Origin of the sequence: Mycobacterium sp. IDR2000157661 (assembly GCF_022317005.1) — a bacterium.
GTDB lineage: Bacteria > Actinomycetota > Actinomycetes > Mycobacteriales > Mycobacteriaceae > Mycobacterium.
The window spans coordinates 3514308-3540152 of the sequence record NZ_CP081006.1; the positions used below are offsets into that span (position 1 = coordinate 3514308).

Here is a 25845-nt window from a genome sequence, read left to right on the forward strand (position 1 = left end):
GCGGTGTCACGAGATTCGCGCCCAGATGAGCGGTGAACGACGGTGCCAGCTGCTCACCGTTCCCATGGCGCGCGCCCACGGCGACCTGACGACTGCGATAGTGACGAATGCGCGTCATATGAGAATCGTAATTCACGAAGCTTGACAGATGTAATTAAAAATACGTAATCTACTTCGTGTGTTGGAATCGGCCGTCTCAGTCGAAGTCCTCCAGGGTGTGTTGATCGCCGTCCTGGCGGCGCCCGCAGTGGTGACGGCGTTGGCCTGCGCGGCAGGTAGGCGGCGGCCGCGGTGGACCGCACGCATCGCCACCCTCTCGGCCGGCCTCGGCTTCCTCGGCGCCGCGGTACTCGCGACGAACGTCACCGTCGGTGACGCGGTATCGGTGACCGCCGGCGGCGGGGTCGTCGCGGTCTCGGCCGACCGGCTCAGCGTGGTCCTGCTGTGTCTGGTCTTCGGGATCAGCGCGTTAGTCCAGAGTTTCGGGATCCGGTACCTCGCCGGTGACCCGAAAGCGGCCCGTTTCACGGCCGGGGCGAACCTGGTGACCGCCGCGTCGGCCGGACTGGTCGCCTCTGCGACCCTGTTCACGCTGGCTGTGTTCTGGACCGCCGCCGGGATCGCGCTGTGTCTGCTGCTGGCCATGTATCCCGACCTGCCGGCCGCCCGCGACGGTGTCGTCCGCACGGCGAAGGCGTTCTTCGTCGGTGACCTCGCTCTGTGGACGGCCGTCGCGCTCATCACGGCGCGGTGGGGCAGCGTCGACCTGCGCACCCTGGCTGAGCGCGGCATCGACGGCACCGCGGCCGCGACGGCGGCGGTCCTGATCGTCGTCGCCGCACTGTCGCGGTCGGCCCAGCTGCCGTTCGTGCGCTGGCTGCCCGCGACGCTGGCGGCGCCGACGCCGGTCTCGGCCCTGTTGCACGCCGGCGTGGTCAACGCAGGCGGGGTGCTGCTGGTCAAGCTGTCGCCGCTGCTGGCGGGCGCGGATATCGCACGGGCGCTGACCATCCTCGCGGCGGCGGGGACCGTGGTCTACGGCGCGATGGTGATGCTGGTGAAGCCGGACGTCAAGGGTGCGCTCGCGCACTCGACGATCGCGCAGATGGGATTCATGGTGCTGGCCTGCGGGCTCGGCCTGTCGATCGCGGCGGTCCTGCACCTGGTCGCGCACGGCTTCTACAAGGCGCGACTGTTCCTGGCCTCCGGGTCGGCGGTGGCCGAGCACCGCGGCCGATCAGCGCTACCCCCAGCGCCCGTGTTGACGCGGCGCCGGCACGCCACGATCGCCGTCACCGCGGCGATGCTGTCGGGCAGTGTGCTGGTCATCGCGCTGCTCGTGACGCCGCTGCCCAAGGGTGCGGACGAGGCCATGCTGATGGTCTTTGCGTGGGCGACGGCGGCCGCCGCGACCCTGGGATGGCTGCGGCGGCGTCCCACGCTGGCCGGGACGGCGGCGGCGGCGGCCTTCCTGGCACCGGCCACCTTCGGCTACCTGCTCCTGGTCAGTTCGCTGAGCCGGTTCCTCACTCCCGCGGTACCGGAAGTGCCCGCGCCGACGCCGACCGTCTGGGCACTTCTCGCGGTGATCGTCGCCCTCGCCGGTCTTGCCGTGCTGCGCACGACGGCCCGGCGTGGTGGGTCCGCCCGGCTGCAGCGCGTGCTCTACGCCCACGCGCTGAGCGCCGGCCACGTCGCGGCCCCCAGTGCACATCGCCCACCCGCAATGACAGGAGCGTCGTCATGACCGTCGAAGTCCTTCGCGCCCAACTGCGCGCCGACATCGCACTGGCCGCCAAGGTGGTGCCGACGCACTACCCGCTCGGAACCTTCATCGCCGTCAACCCCCTGGCCGGACTCGAGGCCGTGCCGTTCGAGCAGGCCGTGCACCGGGCCGGTGACTTGTACGGCACCCCGGGCACGCTGCCTGAGGAGGCGTTTCGCGCGCTCTATCAGGCCGGGCGCATCACCGATGCGAACCTCGACGACGCGCTGGGCCGGCGCTATCCAGGGGTAGTCGCCCAGCCTGCGCTGCAACTGGGCGGCCGGGAGGTGTCGCCGTCGGAACTACTTCGCCAGGACATGCTGCACGGTCGTCCGGCGCCGAAGCCGATGCGCCGCTTCCTGAGTCGGGCTGAGGAGACGCGACCGCAGGTCGCCGACACCGTGGACGCGCTCGCGGGCAAGTGGTGTGCGGCGTTCTTCGGTTCGGCCCCGTGGCCGATGCCTGGGCGAGAGGACGGATTCTTCCGCGCCTGGCGCGCTCTGGCGCCCGCGGACCGAACCCTGCCGCGCCGGACCCGCAAGGCGCTGCGCGCTCTCCCGGCGCGGGCCGACGACGCCGCCCTGCACGCGTTGAGCGCTCTCGACGTCGGCGCCGACGCCCGCACCGGCTACCTGCAGGCCCACCTCACCCGCCTGCCGGGATGGGCCGCCCACGTGCAGTGGTGCACTGGCCGGGATCAGGGCATCGATCTGCTCGACTACCTCGCCATGCGGCTCTCCTACGAGGCGGCCCTCCTCGATGCTGCCCGGCCGACGCTCCCGCGTAGCGACCTGGGGCAGCGGGTGCCCTCGGCGCGCCAACGGGCTGCTCACCTGGCCGCACGGTGGGGGCTCGAAGCCGCCCCCACTGAACTCACCGCGGCAGCCAGGGTGCTGTCCGCGGTCCCCGTCAGTATCCGAGAGGCACTGTGGCAGCAGGCGTTTGAATCGAACTACCGCGATCGACTGCTCGCCGACCTCTCCACGCACCGCGGTACCGGCACGAGGTCGCCCGCGGCCGCCCAAGTGGTGTGCTGCATCGATGCGCGCTCGGAAGGGCTGCGCCGGCACCTCGAAAGTCGCGGCGGCTACGAGACCTTCGGCTTCGCGGGCTTCTTCGCGGTCGCTATCCGCTACACCGATCTGGCGGGCGGGGCGGCAGCGGACCTGTGCCCGGTCCTGATCAACCCGAACCACGACATCCGGGAGGTGGCGGCCGACGGTGCGCAGGGTGCGGCGGCGCGCCGGCTCTCGGGCACCACCGCGATGGCGGGTGCCGATTCGGCCTTCCACGCCGCCAAGGACGCGTTCCTCGCGCCGTTCACCCTGGCCGAAGCCGCCGGGTGGGTGGCGGCGCCCATGGCCACCGTGAAGACGTTGCTGCCCACGGCCAGCGCGAGCGCCCGCCGGGGGCTGCACCGCCTGGCCGCGCCGCCCGCACCGACGGTCGTCGACGTCGACGGCGTCGACCTCGAGCAGCGGGCGTTGTTCGCTCGCGTCGCGTTGACCACGATGGGGCTCACGGATTGTTTCGCCAGGCTGGTAGTGCTCTGCGCCCACGGCAGCAGCACCGAGAACAACCCCTACCAGGCAGCGCTGGACTGCGGGGCGTGCGGCGGGCAGCCGGGCGGCCCCAACGCGCGTACCGCCGCGGCCATCCTGAACCAGCCCGCGGTCCGCAGCCGGCTGAGCGAAGCCGGCATCCGAATTCCCGCCGACACCTATTTCCTTGCGGCGCAACACGACACCACCACCGACCGCGTCCGTGTCTTCGACCACCACCTCGTGCCGGCCAGTCACCGCGCAGACCTGCAGCGGCTCGTCGGAGACCTGGCCCACGCCGGCGAGGCACTGGCGGCCGAGCGCTCCGCGATGCTGCCCGGCGCGCCGAAGCGGCGGTCCACCGGCCGGGCGGCACGCCATGTCGCGACGCGGTCCGCGGACTGGGGCCAGGTGTACCCGGAATGGGGACTTGCCGGCAACGCCGCCTTCGTCGTCGCACCGCGAGCGGTCACCGAAGGCCTCGATCTCAAACGGCGGGTATTCCTGCACTCCTACGAGGCCGATGTCGACGCCGACGGCACAGCACTGGAGACCATCCTCACGGCGCCGCTGGTGGTGGCCCAGTGGATCAACTGTCAGTACTACTTCTCCAGCGTGGCCCCCGACGTCTTCGGTGCGGGCACCAAGGTCATCCACAACGTAGTCGGGACGGCGGGCGTGCTCTCCGGGCACACCGGTGACCTGAGGCTGGGACTGCCGTGGCAGTCGGTGGCCGGCGAAGACGGTCTGGTGCACGAGCCGCTCCGGCTACTGGCGGTGGTCCAGGCGCCGCTTGCTCGCATCGACACGATCGTCGCCCGAAATCCGATTCTGCAGCGGCTGTTCGGCAACGACTGGGTCGGCCTGGCCGCGCGGGACCACCCGGGGCAGAGCTGGCAGCGCTGGACCCGCTGCGGGTGGCAGGACTGGAACCAGACACCGATACCGGTACCACTCATGGACGAGGAGATCACGCGATGACATCGACCGGACTGACCAAGATGACCAAGATCGAGGTGGTCGTCAGCGGTGACGACGCCGCGGCGGTGCACGACCTGATCCGCAGCGTCGGCGGCACCGGCTACACCAGCGTGTCCGGTGTCTCCGGCCTCGGACATCACGGCTACCGAGAGGGCAGACTGCTGTTCAACCAGCAGGCGGCCTTGGAACTGCTGATCACCGTGGTGCCCGACGCGAAAGTGGAAGCGCTGCTGGCCGGTCTGCGACCACTGCTGGGCGCTTCCTCGGGCGTCATGTTCGTCTCCGAGACCTATGTCAGCCGGGCCGAGTACTTCACCTGACCCGGAAATCACCACCACGAAAGGATGTCCGATGTCCGAACCCAACGCCGCCTGGCAGAAGTTGAGCGCAGGCAATCAACGATTCTTCGTTCCGCTGGTCTCCGGACGGACGGAGCCCGCGGAAAGCCGGCCGGCCGCCGCGGTCTTGCAGTGTGCGGACGACGGGGTCTGCGCCGAAATGGTCTTCGGCCAGGCGTGGGGCGCGCTGGTCAACGCCCGCAGCTGGGGTCATGTGATCGACACCGGCATCATCGCGACGATGGAGTATGCCGTCGGCACTCGACAGGCGCCGCTGATCGTGGTTCTCGGTCACCGCGAATGTGCGGCCGTGGCAACCGCATTGCGGGCGTGGGATGAGGCGGTCATGCCCGAGGGTGCGCTGCGCGCGGTCGTCGAGCAGGTCAGCTCGTCGATCATCCGGCGCGGCGCGGGGACCGCGGAGCCGACCCACGCGGCCATCGCCCATGTCATCGAGACCGGAGTGGCTCTGCTGCAGCGTTCGCCGCTGATCGCGCAGCGAGTCGATGCCGGGCAGTGCGCAATAGTCTGCGCTGTACCGAGTTCGGACGGCCACGTCGAAGCGATCGCCACGATCGGCGACGTCGACGCTCCCGAAGACCGCTTGCTGGAGTGCGTTTGACGGCCGGCTAGCGCCGGAAACGGCTCAGCAGTCCGCTGCGGCGACGGGGCGCCGCCCTGCCGCCGGGCGCCGCGGTACCGCCGGGCGCCGCGGTGCCGCTCACCACCCGGCCCGGTGCGCTACCGCCGACGCGCGTGCCGCGGCGGGCGTCGACCGACCAGGCGCCCGCGCCCAGCGCGGCGATCGCCAGGAAGCCGAAGCAGAACAACAACACGACTTCGCCGCCGTTCTCCGAAGGCCAGAAGCTCGCGGGCGGGCCGTCCAGCGGCGGCCAGTGCTTCCAGAAATACGCCACCGCCATTTCCCCGGAAGCGATGAAAGCTGCTATGCGCGTGAACAATCCGATGGCGATCAACAGCCCGGCGACGAGTTCGATCAGCCCTGCCCACCAGATCGGCCAGGTGCCGACCGGCACGGCCTCCCCGTACGGCCAGCCGAAGAGCTTCGAGGTGCCGTGCAGCGCGAACAGTAGTCCCGCGACGATACGGAACAGGCTCAGAAACGGTGACGAGTAACTGGCGAGACGGTTGTCGAAGGTCGTCATGGACAAGACCCTACGCTCGCCGTCCGGGAAGTTCACCGCTTCGTGTGAGGCGGAAACACACTTCGGGCCGGGGGAGTGAACTCCGCCCGGCCCGAAGGGGAACTGTCGGTTACCTGCCTCGGTCAGACGTCGAAATAGAGCGCCACCTCGTACGGGTGCGGGCGGATCTGCACCGGCAGGATCTCGTTCTCGCGCTTGTACGAGATCCACGTCTCGATCAGGTCCTCGGTGAAAACGCCGCCCTCGGTGAGGTAGTCGTGATCCTGCTCGAGCTTGTCGATCACCGCCGACAGGGAGGTGGGCGCCTGCGGGATGGCGGCGGCCTCCTCCGGCGGCAGCTCGTAGAGATCCTTGTCGACCGGGGTCTGCGGCTCGATCTTCTTCTTGATGCCGTCGATGCCTGCCATCAGCATCGCCGCGAACGCCAGGTACGGGTTGCCCGAGCTGTCCGGGCAACGGAACTCGAGGCGCTTGGCCTTCGGGTTGTTGCCGGTGATCGGGATACGCACACACGCCGAACGGTTGCGCTGGCTGTACACCAGGTTGATCGGCGCCTCGTAGCCCGGCACCAAACGCTTGTAGGAGTTCACCGTCGGGTTGGTGAACGCCAGCAGCGACGGCGCGTGGTGCAGGATGCCGCCGATGTAGTGGCGGGCCAGATCCGACAGGCCCGCGTAGCCGGCCTCGTCGTGGAACAGCGGCTGGCCGTCCTTCCACAGCGACTGGTGGCAGTGCATGCCGGAGCCGTTGTCACCGAACAACGGCTTGGGCATGAACGTGACGGTCTTGCCGGCCTGCCAGGCGGTGTTCTTGATGATGTACTTGAACAGCAGCACATCGTCGGCCGCATGCAGCATGGTGTTGAACTTGTAGTTGATCTCGGCCTGGCCGGCGGTGCCGACCTCGTGGTGGCCCCGCTCGAGCACGAAGCCTGCGTTGATCAGGTTGGTGGCCATCTGGTCGCGCAGGTCGACGTAGTGGTCGTACGGCGCGACGGGGAAGTAGCCGCCCTTCGGCCGCACCTTGTAGCCGCGGTTGGCGCTGCCGTCGGCCTCGACCGGCTCGCCGGTGTTCCACCAGCCTGAAATGGAGTCGACCTCGTAGAAGGTGCCGTTGATCTTCGAGTCGAAGGCCACCGAGTCGAAGATGTAGAACTCGGCCTCGGCGCCGAAGAAGGCGGTGTCGGCGATGCCGGTGCTGGCCAGATAGTTCTCCGCCTTGCGGGCGACGTTGCGGGGATCGCGGGAGTACGCCTCGCGGGTGAACGGATCGTGCACGAAGAAGTTCATGTTCAGCGTTTTGGCGGCGCGGAACGGATCGATGCGCGCGGTCTCGGGGTCCGGCAGCAGCATCATGTCGGACTCGTGAATCGACTGGAAGCCGCGCACCGACGACCCGTCGAAGGCGAGGCCGTCCTCGAAGACGTCCTGCGTGAATGCCGAAGCCGGGACCGAGAAGTGCTGAACGACGCCGGGCAGATCACAGAACCGGATGTCGACGTATTCGACGTCCTCGTCCTTGATCAGCTTGAGAATGTCGTCGGCGGTCTTTTCTGCCACTTGAGGTCTCTCCTTTATCTGGTAACCCGCGGGTTGACGCTAAGGACACGATGTTGCGCGGTCGTCAACCGCATGTTGCGCCGAAGTTACGCAATCGGTGGTCAGCGTCTGCCGCCGGCGGCCGACTGAATAGCGTCGAGACCCGCATATCCTGACAGTATGGCCCGAACAATGGGGTCTTGGCTGTCGGGTCCCGATCCGCGCAGCGAGACCGGACCCAACGACTACCCCGGTCAGCGCCTCGGCCTGCCCGAGAGCGGACCCGGATCCATCGCCCGGTTCGGCAGGCGCATCGGCGCGCTGCTGATCGACTGGTTCATCGCCTACGGGTTGGCCGCCCTCGCGATGTCGCTGGGCCTACTGTCGCTGAACATGCTGTCCACCGCGGTGCTGGTCGTTTGGCTCGTGCTGGGTGTGGTGTCGGTGCGGCTCTTCGGGTTCACACCCGGCCAACTGGTGCTCGGGTTGCGGGTGGCCTCCATCGACAACCGCATGCATGTCGGCATCGGTCGCGCCACCGTGCGCGGGCTGTTGATCGCGCTCGTCATCCCGGCGCTGTTCACCGACGCCGACTTCCGCGGCTATCAGGACCGCTTCACCAACACGGCGGTCGTGCGGCGCTGATCTTCCGCCGCGAATCTGAGCGTTTGCTCGAAATCTGAGCGGATTTTCGATCATTAGCTCAGTTTCGAAATCAGACGTCGGTGCAGAGGGCGCGGAATTACCTGCGGCGGACCGTGCGCTGCACTCCGCGCATCTTGGCCTGCGTCGGCAGCGGGCCTTTCGGCATCGCGGCGGGGCCGACCTTGGTGCCGAGCGCGGCCAGCCGCGACTCCAGCGAATCCATCTGCTTGACCGTGATGTTGGCGGGCAGCTTGTTGAGGTGACGCTGCAACTTGCTCAACGGCACTTCGCCGTCGCCGTTGCCGATGATGAAGTCGTAGATCGGCACGTCACCGACGATTCGGGCGGTGCGCTTCTTCTCCTGCGCCAGCAGCGGCTTGACCCGGTTCGCCGCACCCTCTCCGACGAAGATGACACCGGGCCGCCCGATCACCCGGTGGACGGCGTCGAAGTGGCCGGTCGCCGCCACCCCCGGCGTCACGCGCCACTTGCCCTGCAGCTGGTCCAGCGCCCAGGCCGCGGCGCCGGTCTGGCCCTCGGCCTTGCGGTACACCGACTTCTGCGCGCGCCTGCCGAAGATGATGAACGCCACCAGCGCACCCAGCACGACGCCGAGGGGGATCATCATGTAGGTGGTGAATCCGCCGGCGAAGAGGCCCAGCGCCACAGACGCGCCGACGATCAGCACGAACGCGGCGATCATGTACGGCAGCAGCCGCTTGTCCTCTTTGCGCTGAATCTGGAACGCCTGCCACAGCTGGGTGCGTCGCTGCTTGGAGGCCGCCTTGCGGGCCGCCTTGGCCTCTGCTTTCGCCGCCTTGGTGGCGGCCGGATTGCGGGATTTCGCCATTGGTTCAGGATACGGAGTCAGATGCCGCTGCCGTGGCTGCTCCTGCCGGCCGCGACGCGACCGCCTGCGCATACAGCCGGCCGGCCCGGTACGACGAGCGCACCAGCGGGCCCGCCAGCACCCCGGCGAAGCCGAGCTCCTGCGCGAAGCGCTCGTGCTCGACGAATTCCTCGGGGTGGACCCACCGCTCCACCGGATGGTGTCGCGCCGACGGGCGCAGGTACTGGGTGATGGTCACCAGGTCGCAGCCGGCCCGGTGCAGGTCGACCAGGGCGGCGCGGACCTCCTCGGGTGTCTCGCCCATGCCCAGGATCAGGTTCGACTTGGTGACCAGCCCGTAGTCACGGGCCGCGGTCAGCACCGCCAGGCTGCGGTCGTAGCGGAACGCCGGGCGGATCCGCTTGAAGATGCGCGGCACCGTTTCGAGGTTGTGCGCCAAGACTTCCGGGCGTGCCTCGAAGACCTGCTCGAGCAGTGCGGCATCACCGTTGAAGTCGGGGATCAGCAGCTCGACTCCGGTGTTCGGGTTGAGCCGTTTGATGGCGCGCACCGTCTCGGCGTAGAGCCAGGCCCCGCCGTCGGGCAGGTCGTCGCGGGCCACGCCGGTGACGGTCGAGTACCGCAGACCCATCGCCTGCACGCTGTCGGCGACGCGACGCGGTTCGTCGCGATCCAGTTCGGCGGGCTTGCCGGTGTCGATCTGGCAGAAGTCGCAGCGACGGGTGCACTGCTCGCCGCCGATCAGGAAGGTGGCCTCGCGGTCCTCCCAGCATTCGAAGATGTTCGGGCAGCCGGCTTCCTCACAGACCGTGTGCAAACCCTCGCGGCGGACCAGCGCCTTGAGCTCGGTGTACTCCGGGCCCATCCGCGCCCTGGTCTTGATCCACGGCGGCTTGCGTTCGATCGGCGTCTCGGCGTTGCGAACCTCGAGACGCAGCAGCTTCCTACCGTCTGGCGCGACCGTCACTGTGTCGAGGCTACCCGCAGCCGGCCGTCGAGCGCCTCGTCGACGGCCGTGGCCACCTGTGTCATGACGTCGTCGACGCCGATCCGGCGGCCGAGTTCGGCCGTCAGCGAGGTCACCCCGGCGTCGGCGATCCCGCACGGCACGATCGACGCGAAGGCGCTCAGGTCGCAGTCGCAGTTCAGGGCGAAACCGTGCAACGTGGTCGCCCGCGACACCCGGATCCCGATCGCGGCGATCTTGCGGGCGGGTCCGCGGTCGTGGGCGGGCACCCACACTCCGGACCGTCCGGCCACCCTTCCCGTCTGCAGCCCGAATCCGGCACAGACGGCGATCAGTGACTCCTCAAGTCGCCGAACGAAATTCACCACGTCGAGCGGTTCGGCCAATCCGACGATCGGATAGCCGACCAGCTGGCCGGGGCCGTGCCAGGTGATCTTGCCGCCCCGGTCGGTGTCGACGACGGGGGTGCCGTCAAGTGGGCGTTCGTGCGCCTCGGTGCGCCTGCCCGCGGTGTAGACCGGCGGGTGCTCGAGCAGCAACAGCGTGTCCGGCCCACCCGCGACCCGCGCGTCGGCCAGTTCACGCTGCAGCCGCCACGCGTCCTGGTAGCCGACCGTGCCGAGCCTGCGCACCTCGATCGGCCCGGTCTGAGACCGAATCGACGTTGTCACGCCTTCGACGCTACCCGCCGTCACGCGTCGGCGGATGCGGTGGCGAAGGCCAGCGCCTCGCCGATCGTGTTGTGGCGGAACACGAAGCCCGCGCGTTCGAGCGCCGCCGGTATCGCGCGCTGACCGCCGAGCAGGCCCTCGTCGGCGAACTCGCCGAGCACTGTGCGCAACGCGAAGCCGGGCGCCATCAAGGCGGTCGGCCGGCCCAGCGCGCGGCCCAGCGCGGTGGTGAACTCGGCATTGGTGACGGGTGCCGGCCCGGTCAGGTTGACGGCCCCGGACAACCCGTCGTCGCTGATCGCGAACAGCAGCGCACGCACCTCGTCCTCGAGACTGATCCAGGGTATGTACTGGCGGCCGTTGCCCAGGCGTGCGCCGAGACCGAGTGAGAACAGCGGGCGCAGCCGGCTCATCAGCCCGCCCGACTGCGCGAGCACCAGCCCGGAGCGCACCAGCACCACCCGGGCGCCGTCCTGCTGGGCCGCCCACGTCGCGTTCTCCCAGTCGACGCACAGATGCGCGAGAAAGCCGTCGCCTGGTGGTGCGGTCTCGTCGGTGACGCGCGAGCCGGTGTCGCCGTAGTAACCCACCGCGCTGGAGTTGACCAGTACCGGCACCCCGGCCTCGGCGACCGCGGCGGCCAGCACCTCGGTCGGATCGATGCGGCTGTCGCGCAGGCTCTGCTTGAACGCCCCCGACCAGCGCTTGGCGCCGACGTTGACGCCGCACAGGTTCACCACGGCGTCCACCCCGGCAAGCACACCGGAGTCGAACTCGCCGGTGTCGGGGTTCCAGAACACCTCGTCGGCGGTCGAGGGGGCACGACGCACGATCCGTATCACCCGCCGGTCGGTGGCCCGCAGGGCATAGACCAGCGCCGTACCGATCAGGCCGGAGGATCCGGCTACCGCGACGACGGCGGACACGACAGGCGCAAGCCCTTCCCGGTAGGCGTTCTACAGACCCAGGTCCGCCTCGAACGCGCCGTCTTCGAGTCGGCGTTTGATGGTGGTCAGGAAACGGCCGGCGTCCGCACCGTCGATGAGCCGGTGATCGTAGGTCAGCGGCAGGTAGCACACCGACCGCACGCCGATCGACTCGTTGCCGAACTCGTCGGCGATGACTCGCGGCCGCTTCACGATCGCACCGGTGCCCAGCATTGCGGCCTGCGGCGGAACGAGGATCGGGGTGTCGAACAGCGCCCCCTGGCTGCCGATGTTGGTGATCGTGAACGTGCCACCGGACAACTCGTCGGGCTTGAGATCACCCGAGCGGGCGCGACCGGCGAGATCGGCGATCGCGCGGGCCAGCCCGCCCAGGGACAGATCACCGGCGTTCTTGATCACCGGCGAGAGCAGGCCCTGCTCGGTGTCGACGGCGATGCCGAGGTGCTCGGCGTCGTAGTAGGTGATCTCTTTGGTTTCCTCGTCGTAGCTGGCGTTGACGTTGGGATGCGCCTTGAGGGCGTCGATCACCGCGCGGGCGATGAACGGCAGGTACGTCAGGTTGACGCCCTCGCGCTCGGCGAAGTCATTCTTCGCGCGGGCACGCAGCGCCACGATCCGGGTCATGTCGACCTCGTGGGTTTGCGTCAATTGTGCTGTGGCCTGCAGGGATTCGCGGGTCTTCTTCGCCGTCAGCTGACGGATCCGGTTGGCCTTCTGCTTGGTGCCGCGCAGGTGTGCCAGTGCGGGGGCGGCCTGCTCGTCGGCGGGTGCCTTAGCCGCGGTCGGCGTCTTGTCCGGCGCCCCGGCGGCCTGCTCATCCGATGACTCGGGCGCCTTCTTGGCCTCCGCGGCGGCCAGCACGTCCTGCTTGCGGATGCGACCGCCGACACCGGTGCCCTTCACGCTGGCGAGGTCGACGTCGTTCTCCGCGGCGAGCTTGCGCACCAGCGGTGTGACATAGGGCCCAGAATCGCCCGACGGTTGCGCCTGCGGTTCCGGCTTGGGCGCGGGCGTGGCGTCCTGTTTCTGTTCCCGTTTGGGTTCCTGCTTGGACTCGGGCTTCGCGTCCGGTTTCGGTTCCTGCTCGGGTTCCGGCTCTGGCTCGGCTTCCTGCTTGGGCTCGGGCTCTGGCTCGGCTTCCTGCTCGGGCTCGGGCTCGGCTTCCTGCTTGGGCTCGGGCTCTGGCTCGGCTTTCTGCTCGGGCTCGGGTTCGGGCTCTGGCTCGGATTCCGGTTCGGAATCGGTGGCGTCGGAATCGGCGGCGTCGGCATCGCCCACCTTGGCCAGCTCCCCGCCCACCTCGACGGTGTCGTCCTCCTCGGCGGTGATGGACAACAGCGTGCCGGCGACGGGCGACGGGATCTCGGTGTCGACCTTGTCGGTGGAGACCTCCAGCAGCGGCTCGTCGACCTCGACGGTGTCGCCGACCTTCTTGAGCCAGCGCGTCACGGTGCCTTCGGTGACGGACTCGCCGAGTTCGGGCATCAGCACCGGCGTCGCGTCACCGGAGGATTTCGCGGACTTCGAGTCGGACTTCGAGTCGGACTTGGAGTCGGACTTGGGCGAGTCCTTCTCCTCCTCCTCGGCGGCCGGTTCGGGCTGCGACTCGTCCTCCTCGGCTGGCTCATCCTGCTCGTCCTCATCGCCCGGCTGCTCATCGGCGGCCTCGTCGTCTCCGGAGGAGTCATCGGCGGCTTCGTCGTCTGCAGAGGAGTCGTCATCACCCTGGTCGTCCGAGGAGTCATCGGACTCGTCGCCGGAGTCATCGGAGCCGCCGTCCTCGGCCGAGTCCCCGATCACCGCCAGGTCGCCGCCGACCTCGACGGTGTCGTCCTCCTGGGCGACGATCTTCTGGAGCACACCGGACGCGGGAGCGGGAATCTCGGTGTCGACCTTGTCGGTGGAGACCTCCAGCAGCGGCTCATCCTGCTCGACCGTGTCGCCCTCTTGCTTGAGCCATCGGGTGATAGTCCCTTCGGTGACGCTCTCGCCTAATGCGGGCATCTGGACGGTCGTGGCCATTGATTGACTCCCTCGCTCCCCTGAACGGTCGTCAGTCCTGCTGGGTCGGACGTCTGCAAAACCCATCCTGTCATGTCCGGGCCGAGTGTTCGCCGTAGACCTTCGGACCTGTCGCTCTGGCACTATCGAAATGGAGGAGAAGGGAGTGCGGGCAGGAGTGGGAATCCTCGACAGGTTCCGGCGCACTACGCGCCGCGGCAAGGCGCCGGGCAGCGACCCGGCGGCGGATCTGAAGTATCTGCGCCAGTGGGTCGCCGAGCACACCGGTGTCGAGGCGTTCGTCGAACCGAAGACCACCGTCACCGAGGTCACCGTGGTGCTCGTGGCCGCCGACGGCGAGTGGACCAGGCGCCGCGCCGGGGGAGACGCCGGCGCGCGGCGGCTCTCCGAGCGGCTCGACATTCCCGTCTACGACGTGCAGAAGGTCGGCTACCCCCAGCGGATGCGCGACTACGACGAACGCAGGCGCATCGAACGTCGGCGTGCTGCGCGCGAGGAACTGGACGGGCACTGACGAGCGCTTGCGCGAGGAACCGACTAGCACTGACGAGCGCTTGCGCGAGGAACCGACTAGCACTGACGAGCGCTTGCGCGAGGAACCGACGGCACTGACGAGCGCTTGCGCGAGGAACCGACGGCACTGACGAGCGCTTGCGAGGAACCGACTAGCAATGAGGGCGTCCTTGGTACGGTACCGGCGGTTGCACCCAAGTCACGGGAGGTGTGATGGGGGAGATCGCCGAGCGCTACGTGGACAGCAGTGACGGCGCGCGCATCGCCGTCTACGAGCAGGGCAACCCCGACGGGCCGACGCTGGTGCTGGTGCACGGCTGGCCGGATACACACCAGTTGTGGAACAGCGTGGTGCCGCACTTGGCCGAGCGGTTCCGGATCGTGCGCTTCGATGACCGCGGCGTCGGCAAATCGTCCGTGCCCAAGCGTGTCTCGGCCTACCGGATGGCGCGCTACGCCGACGACTTCGCCGCGGTGATCGCCGCCGTCAGCCCCGGCGAGCCCGTTCACGTGCTGGCCCACGACTGGGGTTCGTCGGCCATCTGGGAGTACCTCGTCCGGCCGGAGGCCCGCGAGCGGGTCGCGTCGTTCACCTCGATCTCGGGTCCCAGCGCTGACCACCTCAACCGCTACATCATCGGCAGCCTGGCCCGGCCCTACCGGCCGCGGCGGTTCGCCCGTGGGCTCGCTCAGATGCTGCGCCTGACGTACATGGCACTGTTCTCGATACCGGTGGCGGCTCCGCTGATCATCCGTCGGGCGTTCCGTAGAGGCGCGCTGCAGCGGATGCTCACCCACGACGGCATCCCCGCCGAGCGGATCCACCACTCGCCCGACCTGCCCGTCGACGCGGCCAACAGTCTGCGGGTCTACGCCGCCAACTACTGGCGCTCGCTGACCAGGGCACGCACGGACCACTACGTCGACGTGCCGGTTCAGCTCGTCGTCAACCTCAACGACCGGTTCGTGCGGCCGTACGTCTACGAGGACACGCAGAAGTGGGTGGCGCGGCTGTGGCGGCGCGACATCGTCGCCGGCCACTGGTCGCCGATGTCACATCCGCAGGTGATCGCACGATCGGTCCTGCAGCTCGTCGATCACCTCGAGGGCAGGCCGCCGGTCCGAGAACTGCTGCGGGCACAGGTGGGTCGGCCGCGCGAATACTTCAGCGACACACTGGTTTCGGTGACGGGCGCGGGCAGCGGCATCGGCCGGGCGACCGCGCTGGCGTTCGCGCGCGAGGGCGCCGAGATCGTCGTCAGCGACATCGACGAGGGCACCGTCAAGGAAACCGCGGCCCAGATCGCCGCGCACGGGGGTGTCGCCCACGCCTACACCGTCGACGTGTCCGACGCCGACGCCGTCGAAAACTTCGTCGACCGGGTGTGTGCCGAACACGGCGTGCCCGACGTCGTGGTCAACAACGCGGGCGTGGGACACGCGGGGCTGTTCCTCGACACACCGCGCGCCGAGTACGACCGCGTGCTGGCCATCAACTTCGGCGGAGTCGTCAACTGCTGCAGGTCTTTCGGACGACGCATGGTCGACCGCGGCGCAGGCGGACATGTCGTCAACATCTCGTCGATGGCGGCGTACTCGCCGCAGCAGTCGATGAACGCCTACGCCACCAGCAAGGCCGCGGTGTTCATGTTCGGCGACTGCCTGCGCGCCGAACTCGACCGCTCCGGCATCGGGCTGACCACCGTCTGCCCGGGCGTCATCGACACCAACATCGTTCGTACCACCAGGTTTGACGCGCCTGCCGACAAACGCGCCATGGTCGAGGCCCGACGCGCCCAACTCGAGAAGAGTTTCCACGCCCGCCGTTACGGACCGGACAAGGTCGCCAAGGCGATCGTCTCGGCGGTGAAGAAGAACAAGCCGATCCGACCTGTCGCGCCCGAGGCCTACCTGGTCTACGGCGTCGCCCACCTGCTGCCGCAGGTGATGCGTAGTTCGGCGCGCGCCAGCGTCGTCTAGCCGTTGACCGCGATGTCCTCCAGGACCGCGAACATCGTCCGCGTCGGCACACCGGTGCCGCCCTTGCCGGTGTAGCCCCACGGTCCGCCGGTGTTGTAGGCCGGACCGGCGATGTCGATGTGGGCCCACTGCACGCCCTCGCGGACGAACTCCCGCAGATAGGTGCCCGCCACCAGCATGCCCGCATACCGTGACCCGCTGACGTTGGCCAGGTCGGCCACCGTCGACTTCAGATCGTCCTTCAGCTCCTCGGGCAGCGGCATGGGCCAGGCGTTCTCGCCCGCGGCCTGCGAGATCGCGGCGACGCGGTCGCGGAACTCGTCGCTGCCCATCACACCCGGGGTGCGCGCGCCCAGCGCCACCGTCTGGGCCCCGGTCAGCGTCGACGTCTCGATCAGGTAGTCCGGATCGTCCTCGCAGGCCCGAACGATCGCGTCGGCCAGGATCAGCCTGCCCTCGGCATCGGTGTTGAGCACCTCGACGGTGATGCCGCCGTACTGGGTCAGCACGTCGCCGGGCCGCTGGGCGGTTGCCGAGGGCATGTTCTCGGCCATCGGAACGGTGGCGGTCACATCGATGGGTAGCTTCTGCCTGGCGGCCAGCACCACAGTGGCGATGACGGCGGCCGCCCCGCCCATGTCGGAGGTCATGTGATGCATGTTGGCGGCCGGCTTGATCGAGATGCCGCCGGTGTCGAAGGTGACGCCCTTGCCGACGAGGGCGACTTTCTTGCCCTTCCGCTTCGCGCCCTTGTGGGACAGCCGTACCAGTCGCGGCAGGCGCGACGAGCCCTTGCCGACGCCGACGATGCCGCCAAAGCCGCCCTTCTCCAGGGCCTTCTCGTCGAGGACTTCCACCTCGAGCCCGGCAGCATCGCCCAATGCCTTTGCCCGCTTGGCGAATTCGGCGGGATAGAGGTGGCTGGGCGGAGTGTTGACGAAGTCGCGAGCGGTGGCCACTGCGGTGGCGATGTCGACGGCTCGGGCCGCTTCTTCCTTTGGTGCTCCTCGCGTGCGCGCGTCCTTCGTCTTCGCTTTGGTGTCGGCGGTCAGCGCGGTGATCGTGCGCAGTCCGGAATCCTTGGGCGCGGTCTTGTCGCTGCGGAACTCGCTGAACCGGTACGAGCCCAGGATCAGGCCCTCGATCGCGGCGGACAGGTCCAAGTCGGACAGCGTCGTGGTGACCGCTTCGGTGCCGTTGAGCGATCGCGCGGCCACGCCCGCGGCCCGGCGGATCACGTCGGCGCTGAAGTCGCGGCTCTTGCCCAGCCCGACTGCCAGCACGCTGGCCACCGGAAGCGACGGCGCGACGACGCGGGTCAGTTGCTCGGCGCCACCCTTGGCGCCGAGGGCCTCCAGCGCGGCCTCGATCTCTGCGACCGCCCGGGCGCCGAGGAACGGGTTGGCGACCACGGTCGCCGTCTTGTCCTCGTCGGCGTTGGCGACGACCGGCACGATCAGCACCGTGCCGCCTGCCTTGCGTTTGGGCAGCGACGAGCTGACGGTGACGGTGGGCGTCTGATGACCGGATGATGCTGGGCTCACGGGCAACCAGCCTATCTTCAGCGCGCGGCGTGCAGGTCATAGGCCGCAACTGCAGCGTCGAAACCTTTGAGCGACAACGGTTCCAGCGCTGCGGCGGGCCAGTCCGGCAGCTGGCCGTATACGTCGGGGCCGGCCAGGATCTGCCCCGGCGACGCCGCCCCGACCAGCCGGGCGGCGAGGTTGACCGCGGTGCCGAAGTAGTCCCCGCCGATGGCGAGCACCCGCCCGTAGCCCAGCCCGGCACGCACCTGCAACCCGGCGTCGCGGGCGCGCGGATGCTCGACGAGATCGACCGCCACCTTCGCCAGCAACTCCGGCGTCGAGGTCACCCACATGACCTCGTCGCCGATGAACTTGACCACCCGCCCGCCGTCGGCGTGCACCAGGTCGGCGATCACGCCCCCGAACTCCAGCAGCAGATCCGACAGCTCGTCCGGGCTGAGCCGTTGGGTGAGCGCGGTGAAACCCGTCAGGTCGGCGAAGCCGATGCCGCAGGTGACGCTGGCCGACGCGTCGGTAAGCCCGCCCTCGAAGTGCACCCGGGCGCTGTTGAGGTGCTGGCGCCACACGACGTCGATCAACGTGCTGAACCGAGAGGTCGATTCGGCGATCGCCCGGTAGGTCCGGGCCGTCCGGTATTCGTCGCCGCTGTGGCCCATCAAGATGTCGGGCTGGGCGAGGCGCACCATCGTCGAGCCCGCCTCGGCCAGGCGGGCCATGGCGTTACCCATCACACGTAGGAAGGCGAGCGCGGGCTCGTCGCCCATGACCGCCTTGACTTCGACCCAGCAGGCGAGCCCGTCGACGTCGGTCTGACTCAACGCCACCGCCCCGGGGTCGGACACCGACAGTCCGACGGCCGCCCACGCCTTCGTGACGTCCTCGACCGGCACACCGAGCCGTTCGGCCGCGGTGCGCAGGCTGTACGTCGGCGGCCCCGACCACTGCAGGACATCGCCGGCCAGGCCGAACAACCGGCCGCGTCGCTCGGCCTCGACCATCTCCTCGGCGGTGAAGCCCAGCGAGTCCAGGTAGGCGATCAGCGCCGCCCGCTGGTGCGCGTCGGCTATCCCCGCGGCCTGCAGGGCGTCGAGGTCCACCACCCGCACCAGTGTGCCAACCGCAGGACCGGATTAGGGTGGTTCGGCGTGACGCACGCTGAGATGAACCTGGAATGAGTGACGTGTTGAAGGGCCCGCTGGAGGACCGGCACCGGCAACTGGGGGCCAGTTTCGCCGAGTTCGGCGGATGGCTGATGCCGGTGTCCTACGCGGGAACGGTCAGCGAGCACACCTCGACCCGCACCACCGTCGGCCTGTTCGACGTCAGCCACCTCGGCAAGGCGCTGGTACGGGGTCCCGGCGCGGCGGCCTACGTGAACTCCGCGCTCACCAACGACCTGCGCCGCGTCGGGCCCGGCAAGGCGCAGTACACGTTGTGCTGCAACGACTCCGGAGGTGTGATCGACGACCTGATCGCCTACTACGTCGCCGACGACGAGATCTTCCTGGTGCCCAACGCCGCCAATACCGCCGCGGTGGTCGCCGCGCTGGCCGCACAGGCGCCGAGCGGGGTCAGCGTCACCGACGAGCACAGGTCATACGCGGTGCTGGCCGTGCAGGGGCCGAAGTCGGCCGAGGTGGTCGGCGGGCTGGGCCTGCCGACGGACATGGACTACATGGGCTACGCCGATGCCGACTTCGGCGGTGTGCCGGTGCGGGTATGCCGGACCGGCTACACCGGCGAGCACGGCTACGAGCTGCTGCCCGAGTGGGACCGAACGGCGGTGGTGTTCGATGCCCTGGTCGAGGCGGTCACCGCGGCAGGCGGCGAACCCGCGGGCCTGGGCGCCCGCGACACATTGCGCACCGAGATGGGTTATCCGCTGCACGGTCACGAGTTGTCGCCGGAGTTTTCGCCGCTGCAGGCGCGCTGCGGTTGGGCCATCGGCTGGAAGAAGGACGCGTTCTGGGGGCGCGAGGCGCTGCTGGCGGAGAAGGAGGCCGGTCCACGCCGGCTGCTCCGGGGACTCAGGGCGACCGGCCGCGGGGTGCTGCGCGCGGACCTGACCGTGCTCGACGGCGACCGCCCCGTGGGCGTGACGACCTCGGGAACGTTCTCTCCGACACTGAAAGTCGGCATCGGCTTGGCGTTCATCGACACCGCCGCCGACATCGCCGACGGTGACCGCGTCGCGGTCGATGTTCGCGGTCGCGCGGTGGAGTGCGAAGTGGTCAGGCCGCCGTTCGTCACCGCAAAAACTCGGTAGTGTGCGGATATACACTTGCTCCATGACTGACGGCCCCCTCGAGTTCACCGTTGAGCGCAACGCGCACCCGGCGAGCGATGAGGTACGGGCGTCGATTCTCGCCAATCCCGGATTCGGCCAGCACCACACCGACCACATGGTCTCGATCGATTGGCGGACCGACGGGGCCGAGGGTGCGGGATGGCAGAACGCCCGGGTGATTCCGTACGGCCCCATCGAGCTCGACCCGTCGGCGATAGTGCTGCACTACGCGCAGGAGATCTTCGAGGGGCTCAAGGCCTACCGCTGGGCGGACGGGTCCATCGTGTCGTTCCGGCCGGAGGCCAACGCCGGGCGGCTGCGCACCTCGGCGCGCCGGATGGCGATCCCCGAACTGCCCGAAGAGGTCTTCATCGAATCGTTGCGCCAGTTGATCGCCGTCGACGAGGCGTGGGTGCCGCCGGCCGGGGGTGAGGAGTCGCTGTACCTGCGCCCGTTCGTCATCGCCACCGAACCGGGACTGGGGGTGCGGCCGGCGAATCAGTACCGCTATCTGGTGATCGCCTCACCGGCCGGCGCCTACTTCACGGGCGGCATCAAGCCGGTGAGCGTGTGGTTGTCCACCGAGTACGTCCGCGCCTGCCCGGGCGGAACGGGGGCGGCGAAGTTCGGCGGCAACTACGCGGCGTCGCTGCTGGCGCAGGCCCAGGCCGCCGACAACGGCTGCGACCAGGTGGTGTGGCTCGACGCCGCCGAGCGCCGCTACGTCGAGGAGATGGGCGGCATGAACCTGTTCTTCGTCTTCGGCAGCGGCGGGTCGGCGCGGCTGGTCACCCCCGAGCTGAGCGGGTCCATCCTGCCCGGCGTGACGCGAGACTCGTTGCTGCAGTTGGCCACCGACGCCGGGTTCACCGTCGAGGAACGCAAGATCGACGTCGACGAGTGGCAGAAGAAGGCGGCCGCGGGGGAGATCACCGAGGTGTTCGCCTGCGGGACCGCTGCGGTGATCACCCCGGTGGGCCGGGTCAAGCACGCCGAGGGCGAGTTCAGCATCGCCGACGGCGAGCCCGGCGAGATCACGATGGCCCTGCGGGACACACTGACGGGACTGCAACGCGGGATGTTCGCCGACACGCACGGTTGGATGGCCCGGCTGGGCTAGTCAGGCCGAGTATCTCTCGAAGTCTCGTTGCAACAGTCGTTCGAGGTCGGACACCTCCCATCGATCTGCCGCCCCTTTTTCGCCGGGGTCGTAGTTCACCAGGTAGGCCCGGTTGTCGTCCGACGCGGCAAATCTCGGCTCGGGTGGTAGGTCGGGAACGAAGCAGTCCATGCCCACCCTGGTCTCCGTTTGACCGACCAGCATCATCGGAACCGCAAGAAGCTTGTCAGGGGTGTAGGGGATCGACCAACCAGGATATTCACGGACCACCCGGACGTATCCCTCCGTGAGGCCGAGTTCTCGCGCGAATTTTCGAATCCTTCGGGGAATGTGCTCACTGAGGTCGTAGCGGGTGCCGTAGCCACGCGTGGAGAATGCGTTGTTGAACAGCGTCCCGCTCCGGGGCAAGTCCCAGTACTCACCGATTGCGGACATCCTGCTGCGAAACATTGAGGACTGATCAAGCGCCACGATGTCTGGACGCACGCCGTTATCGCGAAGGCGCTCGCTCGCGTCCTGCAACGTGGCCGCGATTGCCCTCGACGTGCGCGGTATTGCGGCGCGCGCCGCCTCGAAGGCGTCGGCGATCTCCCGATCGGTGTGGTCGAGAATGAGAGCAGCCCCGCCCACCACGTAGCCCCGCTGGATGAGGTGAGTGATGCGGTCGAGTCGGCGTACGTCGTCGTCGCTGTAGCGGCGTCCGCCTCGAACCCGCGTGGGGGCGACCATTCCCTGACGTTCATAGAACCGCAGCGTCTTACCGTCGATGCCCGTCATCTCCGTCACAGCGGACGCGCTGTACCCACTGTGCCCTGAGCCTGATGCCCTGCCGTCGGTCATCCTGCTGCCCACATTTCATGTGCCGGTTCTTGGCGCACCCTACGGTGCGCGGCTGCTGAGCACCAGTCATTGAGCGGCCGACTTCCTAATACCGCCTCGATGTGTCAGGCCCAATCGCGTGAGCTACCCCTCTGCAGTGTCCACAATGACTGTGACGGCTCCGATCCGTTGGAAAGGTTGAATGCGCGGCATGGCGCAAACGCAAATAGAGTTCGGCGTGCTGGGACCGCTGCAGCTGAGCGTTGATTCGACGCCGATGCGGCTGGGCACCCCCAAGCAGCGCGTGATGTTGGCGATGCTGCTGATCAATCGAAATCGTCCGGTCGGGGTCGACGCGCTGATCACCGCGGCGTGGGAGCAGCGGCCACCGCCGGGGGCGCGTGCGACGATCCACTCCTACATTTCAAACCTGCGCAAGCTGTTGCACAACGCGGGTGTTGACTCGCGGGTGGTGCTGGCCAGCGCACCACCCGGGTACCAACTCAGCGTCCCTGATGACCAACTGGACCTCGGGCGGTTCATCACCGAGAAATCGGCGGGAGCACACGCCGCGGCGGCTGGCCGATTCGACGAGGCCAGCAGGCATTTCTCGGCTGCTCTGCAACAGTGGCGTGGTCCGGTCCTGGACGACCTGCGGGACTACGAGTTCGTCAACGCGTTCGCCGCCGCGCTCACGGAGGACAAGGTAGCGATGCACAGAGCGCGGGCCGAGGCCGAGATCGCTTGTGGCAGAGCACAGACCGTGATCGGTGAATTGGAAACGTTGACCGGCGAGTTCCCGTATCGCGAGCCGCTGTGGGAGCAGTTGATCACGGCCTACTATCTGCTGGGCAGGCAGGCCGACGCCCTCGACGCATTCCGTCGTGTCAAGACGACGCTGGCTGACGACTTGGGGGTTGACCCCAACCCAAGGCTGCGTGAACTCAATGCGCGGATCCTGCGCCAGGAAGACCTGGGAGCCAAGAAAGCCGCCAAAAGGACAGCCACCGCGACCGTCGTGCAGCTGGGACAACGGACGACGGTCACCTCGCCCTCGGCGGCAGCTCACCTGCGCGACAGCTCTGGGCGCTGCTTTCCACTGCATGGCGCGGCCACTCGCATCGGTCGGTCGGACGACAACGACGTTGTGCTCGACGATGTCCGGGTCAGCAGGCACCACGCCATCGTCATCGACACCGGCAGCAGCTTCGTGGTGACCGATCTGCGGTCGGCCAACGGAGTCAAGGTGGGGCGGGAGCGCATCCACGCCAGTGCCATGCTGGCCGACGGCGACTGCATTCACATCAGCGATCACGAGTTCACGTTCAAGCTCGGCCCGGCCTAAGTCACCGTGGCCGAGTCGCGGCGACCCGTTCGCGACCGCGGTCAGCGGTTATCAAGAATTCGTTGAGGAATCGTCAAGGGGTCGATCCGAAGCTGGAGCTGTCCGAAAAACAGCTCCGCCGAAAGGATTCCCGAAATGTCTGCTCCCCGCCGATTCGCCACCGCCACCATCGCCGCCGCCGCCGTCGCCCTTGCTGCGCTCGGCAGCGCCGCCACCGCCGCCGCGACCAGCGTCGACGACGCGTTCATCGACGTGATCAGCGAGCGGGGCATCGCGTTCACCTCTGCCGATGCCGCGGTCGAGGCCGGTCTGGTGGTGTGTTCGCTGGTCGATGACGGCGCCACCCCGGTCGAGGCCGCCGAGATCGTCGACGAGGAATCCGGGCTCAGCGCGCCTAACGCCGGGTTCTTCGTGGGGGCGTCGATCGCCAGCTTCTGCCCCGAGTACGGCGACTTGATCTGACCCGAGACGTCCAGGGCCCCGCGATGCGGGGCCCTGCCGTCGTCCGGCGTCGCAGGTCTCGAGCAAGACGTGGGCGGCCGTCCCGGTTCCGGCCGCACAGTTACCGAGGGCAGACTCGCCGGCATTCAACCGAGCTCGGTTCCGCCGCCGATGGCCCGAGTGTGACCTGCTCTCGCCGGAAAGTCTGTCAGCTCGATGACCGGTTCGGTGGCCACCTTGAACAGCGGGCCCAGGGACGTGTCCTAACAGGCCTCTCTGAGCGCATGGCTGGGGAACCCCCACAGGTTGTCGGGGCACGACCCGGAATCCGACCGCAGCCGGCTGTCGTCGGGGATCTGCGAGCAAGCGGCCAGGTAGCGGTAGCGGTCATAGGGTGCCGCGGCGGTGTGACGACCGTGAGTTGTTGAGTCGGCATTCCGGCCACCCCGGAGATGGTCGGCAAGGACGGGGGTCAGATCGCCGGGCCGAGTGCCGGGCCTTGGCGCGTTCACGGCGTCTCGCCCTTGGCCGCTTCGGCGACGTCGGAGACCTTCTTGACGACCGCGTCGACGAGGTTGCCGCGGAAAGTGTTGGCCACGTCGGTTCCGGCGAGGGCATCGTCGACGGTGAAGAAGGTTCCCGCGACGTAGCGGTCCTGCTGAACCTGCACGAAGAATTGCGTCGCGGGGGGCGCCCCGTCGGGCGGGGTGATCACCGATTCGAACACCGCGACGTTCTGGCACCGGCAGCCGACCAGTTTCGGGTCGGCGGGCGGCATCGAGACGGAGACGGTGCCGGCGGCGTCGGTATAGGTGCCACAGTCGGCCGAGCTTCGCTGCTCCCGCTGATAGCCCTCGGCGTCACGCGCGGTCTCGAACACCGCACCGGCGGTGGTGACCTGGGGAAAGGTGTCAGGTTCCTGGCTTGCCAGGTGGAAGCCTCTGTCTTGGAACTCCCGAGGTATCTCCGTGTGCACCACGTTGCAGAAGGCGCCCGTGGGATTGATGGAGTCAGTGGCCGACTGTTCCCAGACGTCGTCGCTGAGACTGCCTAGTTCGGCCGCAGTGAACTGCAGTTGCTCGGCGGCCTGTTCGTCGGTCAGCGCGGGCGGAGGCGGTGGAGCCGGCGGGTCGTCCGTGCCGGTGGCGGCAAGGACGCCGACGACCCCGACGGCCAAGATGATGACCGCGACCACGGCGCCCGCCCCGAGGAGCAGCGGCCGCCGGGAGCGTTTCGCCTTCGGCTGTTGTCCCGGTTGCCGCGGAATCGGGCCGCTCGGCGGGGACGGGATTCCGCCAGAGGGGGTGGGGCCGCGGGCGGGGAGGCCGCGGGGGTCGGCCCTGAGGGCGGACCACCCGCCCACTGCGGGCCGGACGCCCACTGCGGCCCGGACGGACCGGATGTCGGTCCGAGTCCGCCCGGCGCGGTGATCGTTTCGTCGGACACCTTGCTGGCGGGCGGGGGCGCCAACACCTGGTAGCTGCTGCGTGCCAGTCCGACGCTGTGGCGGGCCGCGCGAAGCTCTTCGGCGAACTGTGCGCAACTCTTCGGCCGCTCCGCCGGGTTCTTGGCCATCGCCCGCACCACCACGTCGGCGACTTGCGCCGGGACGCTGTGCTCGTGCAGCCGTGGCGGCGTGTCGTTGGCGATGCGCAGCAGCAGCGGGGCGATCGAGGTCTCGCGGTCGCGCATGAAGGGCGGTTCGCCGGTGACCAGGGTATGCAGTGCCGCTGCCAGCGCATACAGGTCGCTGGCCGGTGACGGCTCCTTGCCGCTCACGGTCTCGGGGGCGATGTATGCCAGTGAGCCGACGATGCTGCCCGCGGCCGTCAACGCTGTCTGCGCATTCGCCCGGGCAACTCCGAAATCAGCGAGCTTGGGCACCCCGTAGCCGTCGATCAGAATGTTGTCGGGCTTGATGTCGCGATGCACGATGCCCGCGCGATGGGCGGTCTCCAACGCACCGGCGATGGAGATCGCCATGTCCGTCGCCTCGTCCCAGGAATAGCGGCGCCCCTTTTTCACCGCGTCGCCGTATGAACCTCCCTCGCAGTACTCCATCAACAAGTAGGGGGCGCCCGCGGTGGTGGTGCCGTGTTCGTAGACGCAGACGATGTTGGGATGTCCAGACAGGCGGCCCACCGCGCTCACTTCACGCGCGAACCGCTTCTGCGCCTCGTCGGTGAGGTCCACATTGGCCAACACCTTGACAGCGACGAACCGGTTGAACGACTCCTGATGTGCTTTGTAGACGATTCCGAAAGCGCCCGCGCCGATCTTCTCGGCTCCACTGACACCCGGCACTCCGATCTCCACCGGCGCCCCTCTCCACCCGTATGCGCGCTGACAGACCCTGACTGCC

The 25845-nt window shown here is 68.6% G+C and carries 23 protein-coding genes; 11 read left to right on the forward strand and 12 right to left on the reverse strand.

All coding sequences use genetic code 11. The features are described 5' to 3' along the window. Positions 1–178 precede the first annotated feature (178 nt). From K3G64_RS18210 to K3G64_RS18225, 4 genes are read left to right on the forward strand one after another with little or no spacing between them, the layout of a single operon-like run. Positions 179–1747 carry a proton-conducting transporter transmembrane domain-containing protein gene (locus tag K3G64_RS18210; RefSeq protein ID WP_238886288.1) on the forward strand — a complete coding sequence of 523 codons (1569 nt, stop codon included), beginning with the start codon at positions 179–181 and terminating at the stop codon, positions 1745–1747. Beyond that, on the forward strand, positions 1744–4287 hold the full coding sequence (locus tag K3G64_RS18215; RefSeq protein WP_238886289.1) for a DUF2309 domain-containing protein: 2544 nt from the start codon (positions 1744–1746) through the stop codon (positions 4285–4287). Before K3G64_RS18210 ends, K3G64_RS18215 begins: the two co-directional genes overlap by 4 nt. Then, entirely contained in the window at positions 4284–4607 is a 324-nt protein-coding gene (locus tag K3G64_RS18220) for a P-II family nitrogen regulator (RefSeq protein WP_238886290.1), read from the forward strand. Before K3G64_RS18215 ends, K3G64_RS18220 begins: the two co-directional genes overlap by 4 nt. 31 nt (positions 4608–4638) lie before the next feature. Continuing rightward, positions 4639–5247 carry a carbonic anhydrase gene (locus K3G64_RS18225; RefSeq protein WP_238886292.1) on the forward strand — a complete coding sequence of 203 codons (609 nt, stop codon included), beginning with the start codon at positions 4639–4641 and terminating at the stop codon, positions 5245–5247. A gap of 7 nt (positions 5248–5254) precedes the next feature. On the opposite strand, the gene K3G64_RS18230 is transcribed toward K3G64_RS18225, so the two are convergent. Beyond that, positions 5255–5791 carry a DoxX family protein gene (locus tag K3G64_RS18230; protein ID WP_238886294.1) on the reverse strand — a complete coding sequence of 179 codons (537 nt, stop codon included), beginning with the start codon at positions 5789–5791 and terminating at the stop codon, positions 5255–5257. Between the two features lie 122 nt (positions 5792–5913). Continuing rightward, positions 5914–7350 carry a type I glutamate--ammonia ligase gene (gene glnA, locus K3G64_RS18235; protein WP_238886295.1) on the reverse strand — a complete coding sequence of 479 codons (1437 nt, stop codon included), beginning with the start codon at positions 7348–7350 and terminating at the stop codon, positions 5914–5916. A 159-nt stretch (positions 7351–7509) separates the two neighbouring features. Here glnA and K3G64_RS18240 point away from each other — a divergent pair, with 159 nt between their 5' ends. Further along, positions 7510–7974 carry an RDD family protein gene (locus K3G64_RS18240; RefSeq protein ID WP_238886296.1) on the forward strand — a complete coding sequence of 155 codons (465 nt, stop codon included), beginning with the start codon at positions 7510–7512 and terminating at the stop codon, positions 7972–7974. Between the two features lie 97 nt (positions 7975–8071). Here the strand turns inward: K3G64_RS18240 and K3G64_RS18245 are convergent, their stop codons facing one another. From K3G64_RS18245 to sucB, 5 genes are read right to left on the reverse strand one after another with little or no spacing between them, the layout of a single operon-like run. Continuing rightward, a complete protein-coding gene (locus tag K3G64_RS18245; RefSeq protein ID WP_238886297.1) occupies positions 8072–8824 on the reverse strand; it encodes a DUF4191 domain-containing protein in 753 nt (250 codons plus the stop codon). A 4-nt stretch (positions 8825–8828) separates the two neighbouring features. Further along, positions 8829–9791: a lipoyl synthase gene (lipA, locus tag K3G64_RS18250; RefSeq protein ID WP_238886298.1), complete on the reverse strand. Its 963-nt coding sequence runs from the start codon at positions 9789–9791 to the stop codon at positions 8829–8831. After that, positions 9788–10462, reverse strand: a complete 675-nt coding sequence (gene lipB / locus K3G64_RS18255; RefSeq protein ID WP_238886299.1) for a lipoyl(octanoyl) transferase LipB — start codon at positions 10460–10462, stop codon at positions 9788–9790. Before lipB ends, lipA begins: the two co-directional genes overlap by 4 nt. A 20-nt stretch (positions 10463–10482) precedes the next feature. Continuing rightward, positions 10483–11388: a TIGR01777 family oxidoreductase gene (locus K3G64_RS18260; RefSeq protein WP_238886300.1), complete on the reverse strand. Its 906-nt coding sequence runs from the start codon at positions 11386–11388 to the stop codon at positions 10483–10485. 30 nt (positions 11389–11418) lie between these two features. Further along, positions 11419–13431: a 2-oxoglutarate dehydrogenase, E2 component, dihydrolipoamide succinyltransferase gene (sucB, locus tag K3G64_RS18265; RefSeq protein ID WP_238886301.1), complete on the reverse strand. Its 2013-nt coding sequence runs from the start codon at positions 13429–13431 to the stop codon at positions 11419–11421. Between the two features lie 157 nt (positions 13432–13588). On the opposite strand from sucB, the gene K3G64_RS18270 reads away from it, so the two are divergent. Next, positions 13589–13945 (forward strand): oxidoreductase, encoded by a 357-nt coding sequence (locus K3G64_RS18270; protein ID WP_238950790.1) that lies wholly within the window; start codon positions 13589–13591, stop codon positions 13943–13945. A 212-nt stretch (positions 13946–14157) separates the two neighbouring features. Beyond that, the gene (locus K3G64_RS18275; RefSeq protein ID WP_238886302.1) at positions 14158–15924 is read left to right on the forward strand and encodes an SDR family oxidoreductase; all 1767 of its coding nucleotides are present in this window, start codon (positions 14158–14160) and stop codon (positions 15922–15924) included. On the opposite strand, the gene K3G64_RS18280 is transcribed toward K3G64_RS18275, so the two are convergent. Next, positions 15921–17468 (reverse strand): leucyl aminopeptidase, encoded by a 1548-nt coding sequence (locus K3G64_RS18280; protein ID WP_238886303.1) that lies wholly within the window; start codon positions 17466–17468, stop codon positions 15921–15923. The genes K3G64_RS18275 and K3G64_RS18280 overlap by 4 nt on opposite strands. A gap of 17 nt (positions 17469–17485) precedes the next feature. Then, on the reverse strand, positions 17486–18571 hold the full coding sequence (locus K3G64_RS18285) for an adenylate/guanylate cyclase domain-containing protein (RefSeq protein ID WP_305071263.1): 1086 nt from the start codon (positions 18569–18571) through the stop codon (positions 17486–17488). Between the two features lie 71 nt (positions 18572–18642). Here K3G64_RS18285 and gcvT point away from each other — a divergent pair, with 71 nt between their 5' ends. Both gcvT and K3G64_RS18295 read left to right on the forward strand, forming a co-directional pair. Continuing rightward, on the forward strand, positions 18643–19737 hold the full coding sequence (gene gcvT, locus K3G64_RS18290; RefSeq protein WP_238886304.1) for a glycine cleavage system aminomethyltransferase GcvT: 1095 nt from the start codon (positions 18643–18645) through the stop codon (positions 19735–19737). Between the two features lie 22 nt (positions 19738–19759). After that, on the forward strand, positions 19760–20878 hold the full coding sequence (locus K3G64_RS18295; protein WP_238886305.1) for a branched-chain amino acid aminotransferase: 1119 nt from the start codon (positions 19760–19762) through the stop codon (positions 20876–20878). Here the strand turns inward: K3G64_RS18295 and K3G64_RS18300 are convergent, their stop codons facing one another. Next, positions 20879–21655 carry a helix-turn-helix domain-containing protein gene (locus K3G64_RS18300; RefSeq protein ID WP_238886307.1) on the reverse strand — a complete coding sequence of 259 codons (777 nt, stop codon included), beginning with the start codon at positions 21653–21655 and terminating at the stop codon, positions 20879–20881. It abuts the gene before it with no gap. 253 nt (positions 21656–21908) lie between these two features. Here K3G64_RS18300 and K3G64_RS18305 point away from each other — a divergent pair, with 253 nt between their 5' ends. Together K3G64_RS18305 and K3G64_RS18310 are read left to right on the forward strand one after the other, a co-directional pair. Next, positions 21909–23042, forward strand: a complete 1134-nt coding sequence (locus tag K3G64_RS18305; RefSeq protein WP_238886309.1) for a BTAD domain-containing putative transcriptional regulator — start codon at positions 21909–21911, stop codon at positions 23040–23042. A gap of 135 nt (positions 23043–23177) precedes the next feature. Continuing rightward, the gene (locus K3G64_RS18310) at positions 23178–23504 is read left to right on the forward strand and encodes a DUF732 domain-containing protein (protein WP_238886311.1); all 327 of its coding nucleotides are present in this window, start codon (positions 23178–23180) and stop codon (positions 23502–23504) included. 487 nt (positions 23505–23991) lie between these two features. On the opposite strand, the gene K3G64_RS18315 is transcribed toward K3G64_RS18310, so the two are convergent. Next, a complete protein-coding gene (locus K3G64_RS18315; protein WP_238886313.1) occupies positions 23992–24678 on the reverse strand; it encodes a hypothetical protein in 687 nt (228 codons plus the stop codon). After that, the gene (locus K3G64_RS18320) at positions 24582–25799 is read right to left on the reverse strand and encodes a serine/threonine-protein kinase (protein WP_238886315.1); all 1218 of its coding nucleotides are present in this window, start codon (positions 25797–25799) and stop codon (positions 24582–24584) included. The genes K3G64_RS18315 and K3G64_RS18320 overlap by 97 nt, the downstream gene beginning before the upstream one ends. Between the last annotated feature and the right edge of the window lie 46 nt (positions 25800–25845).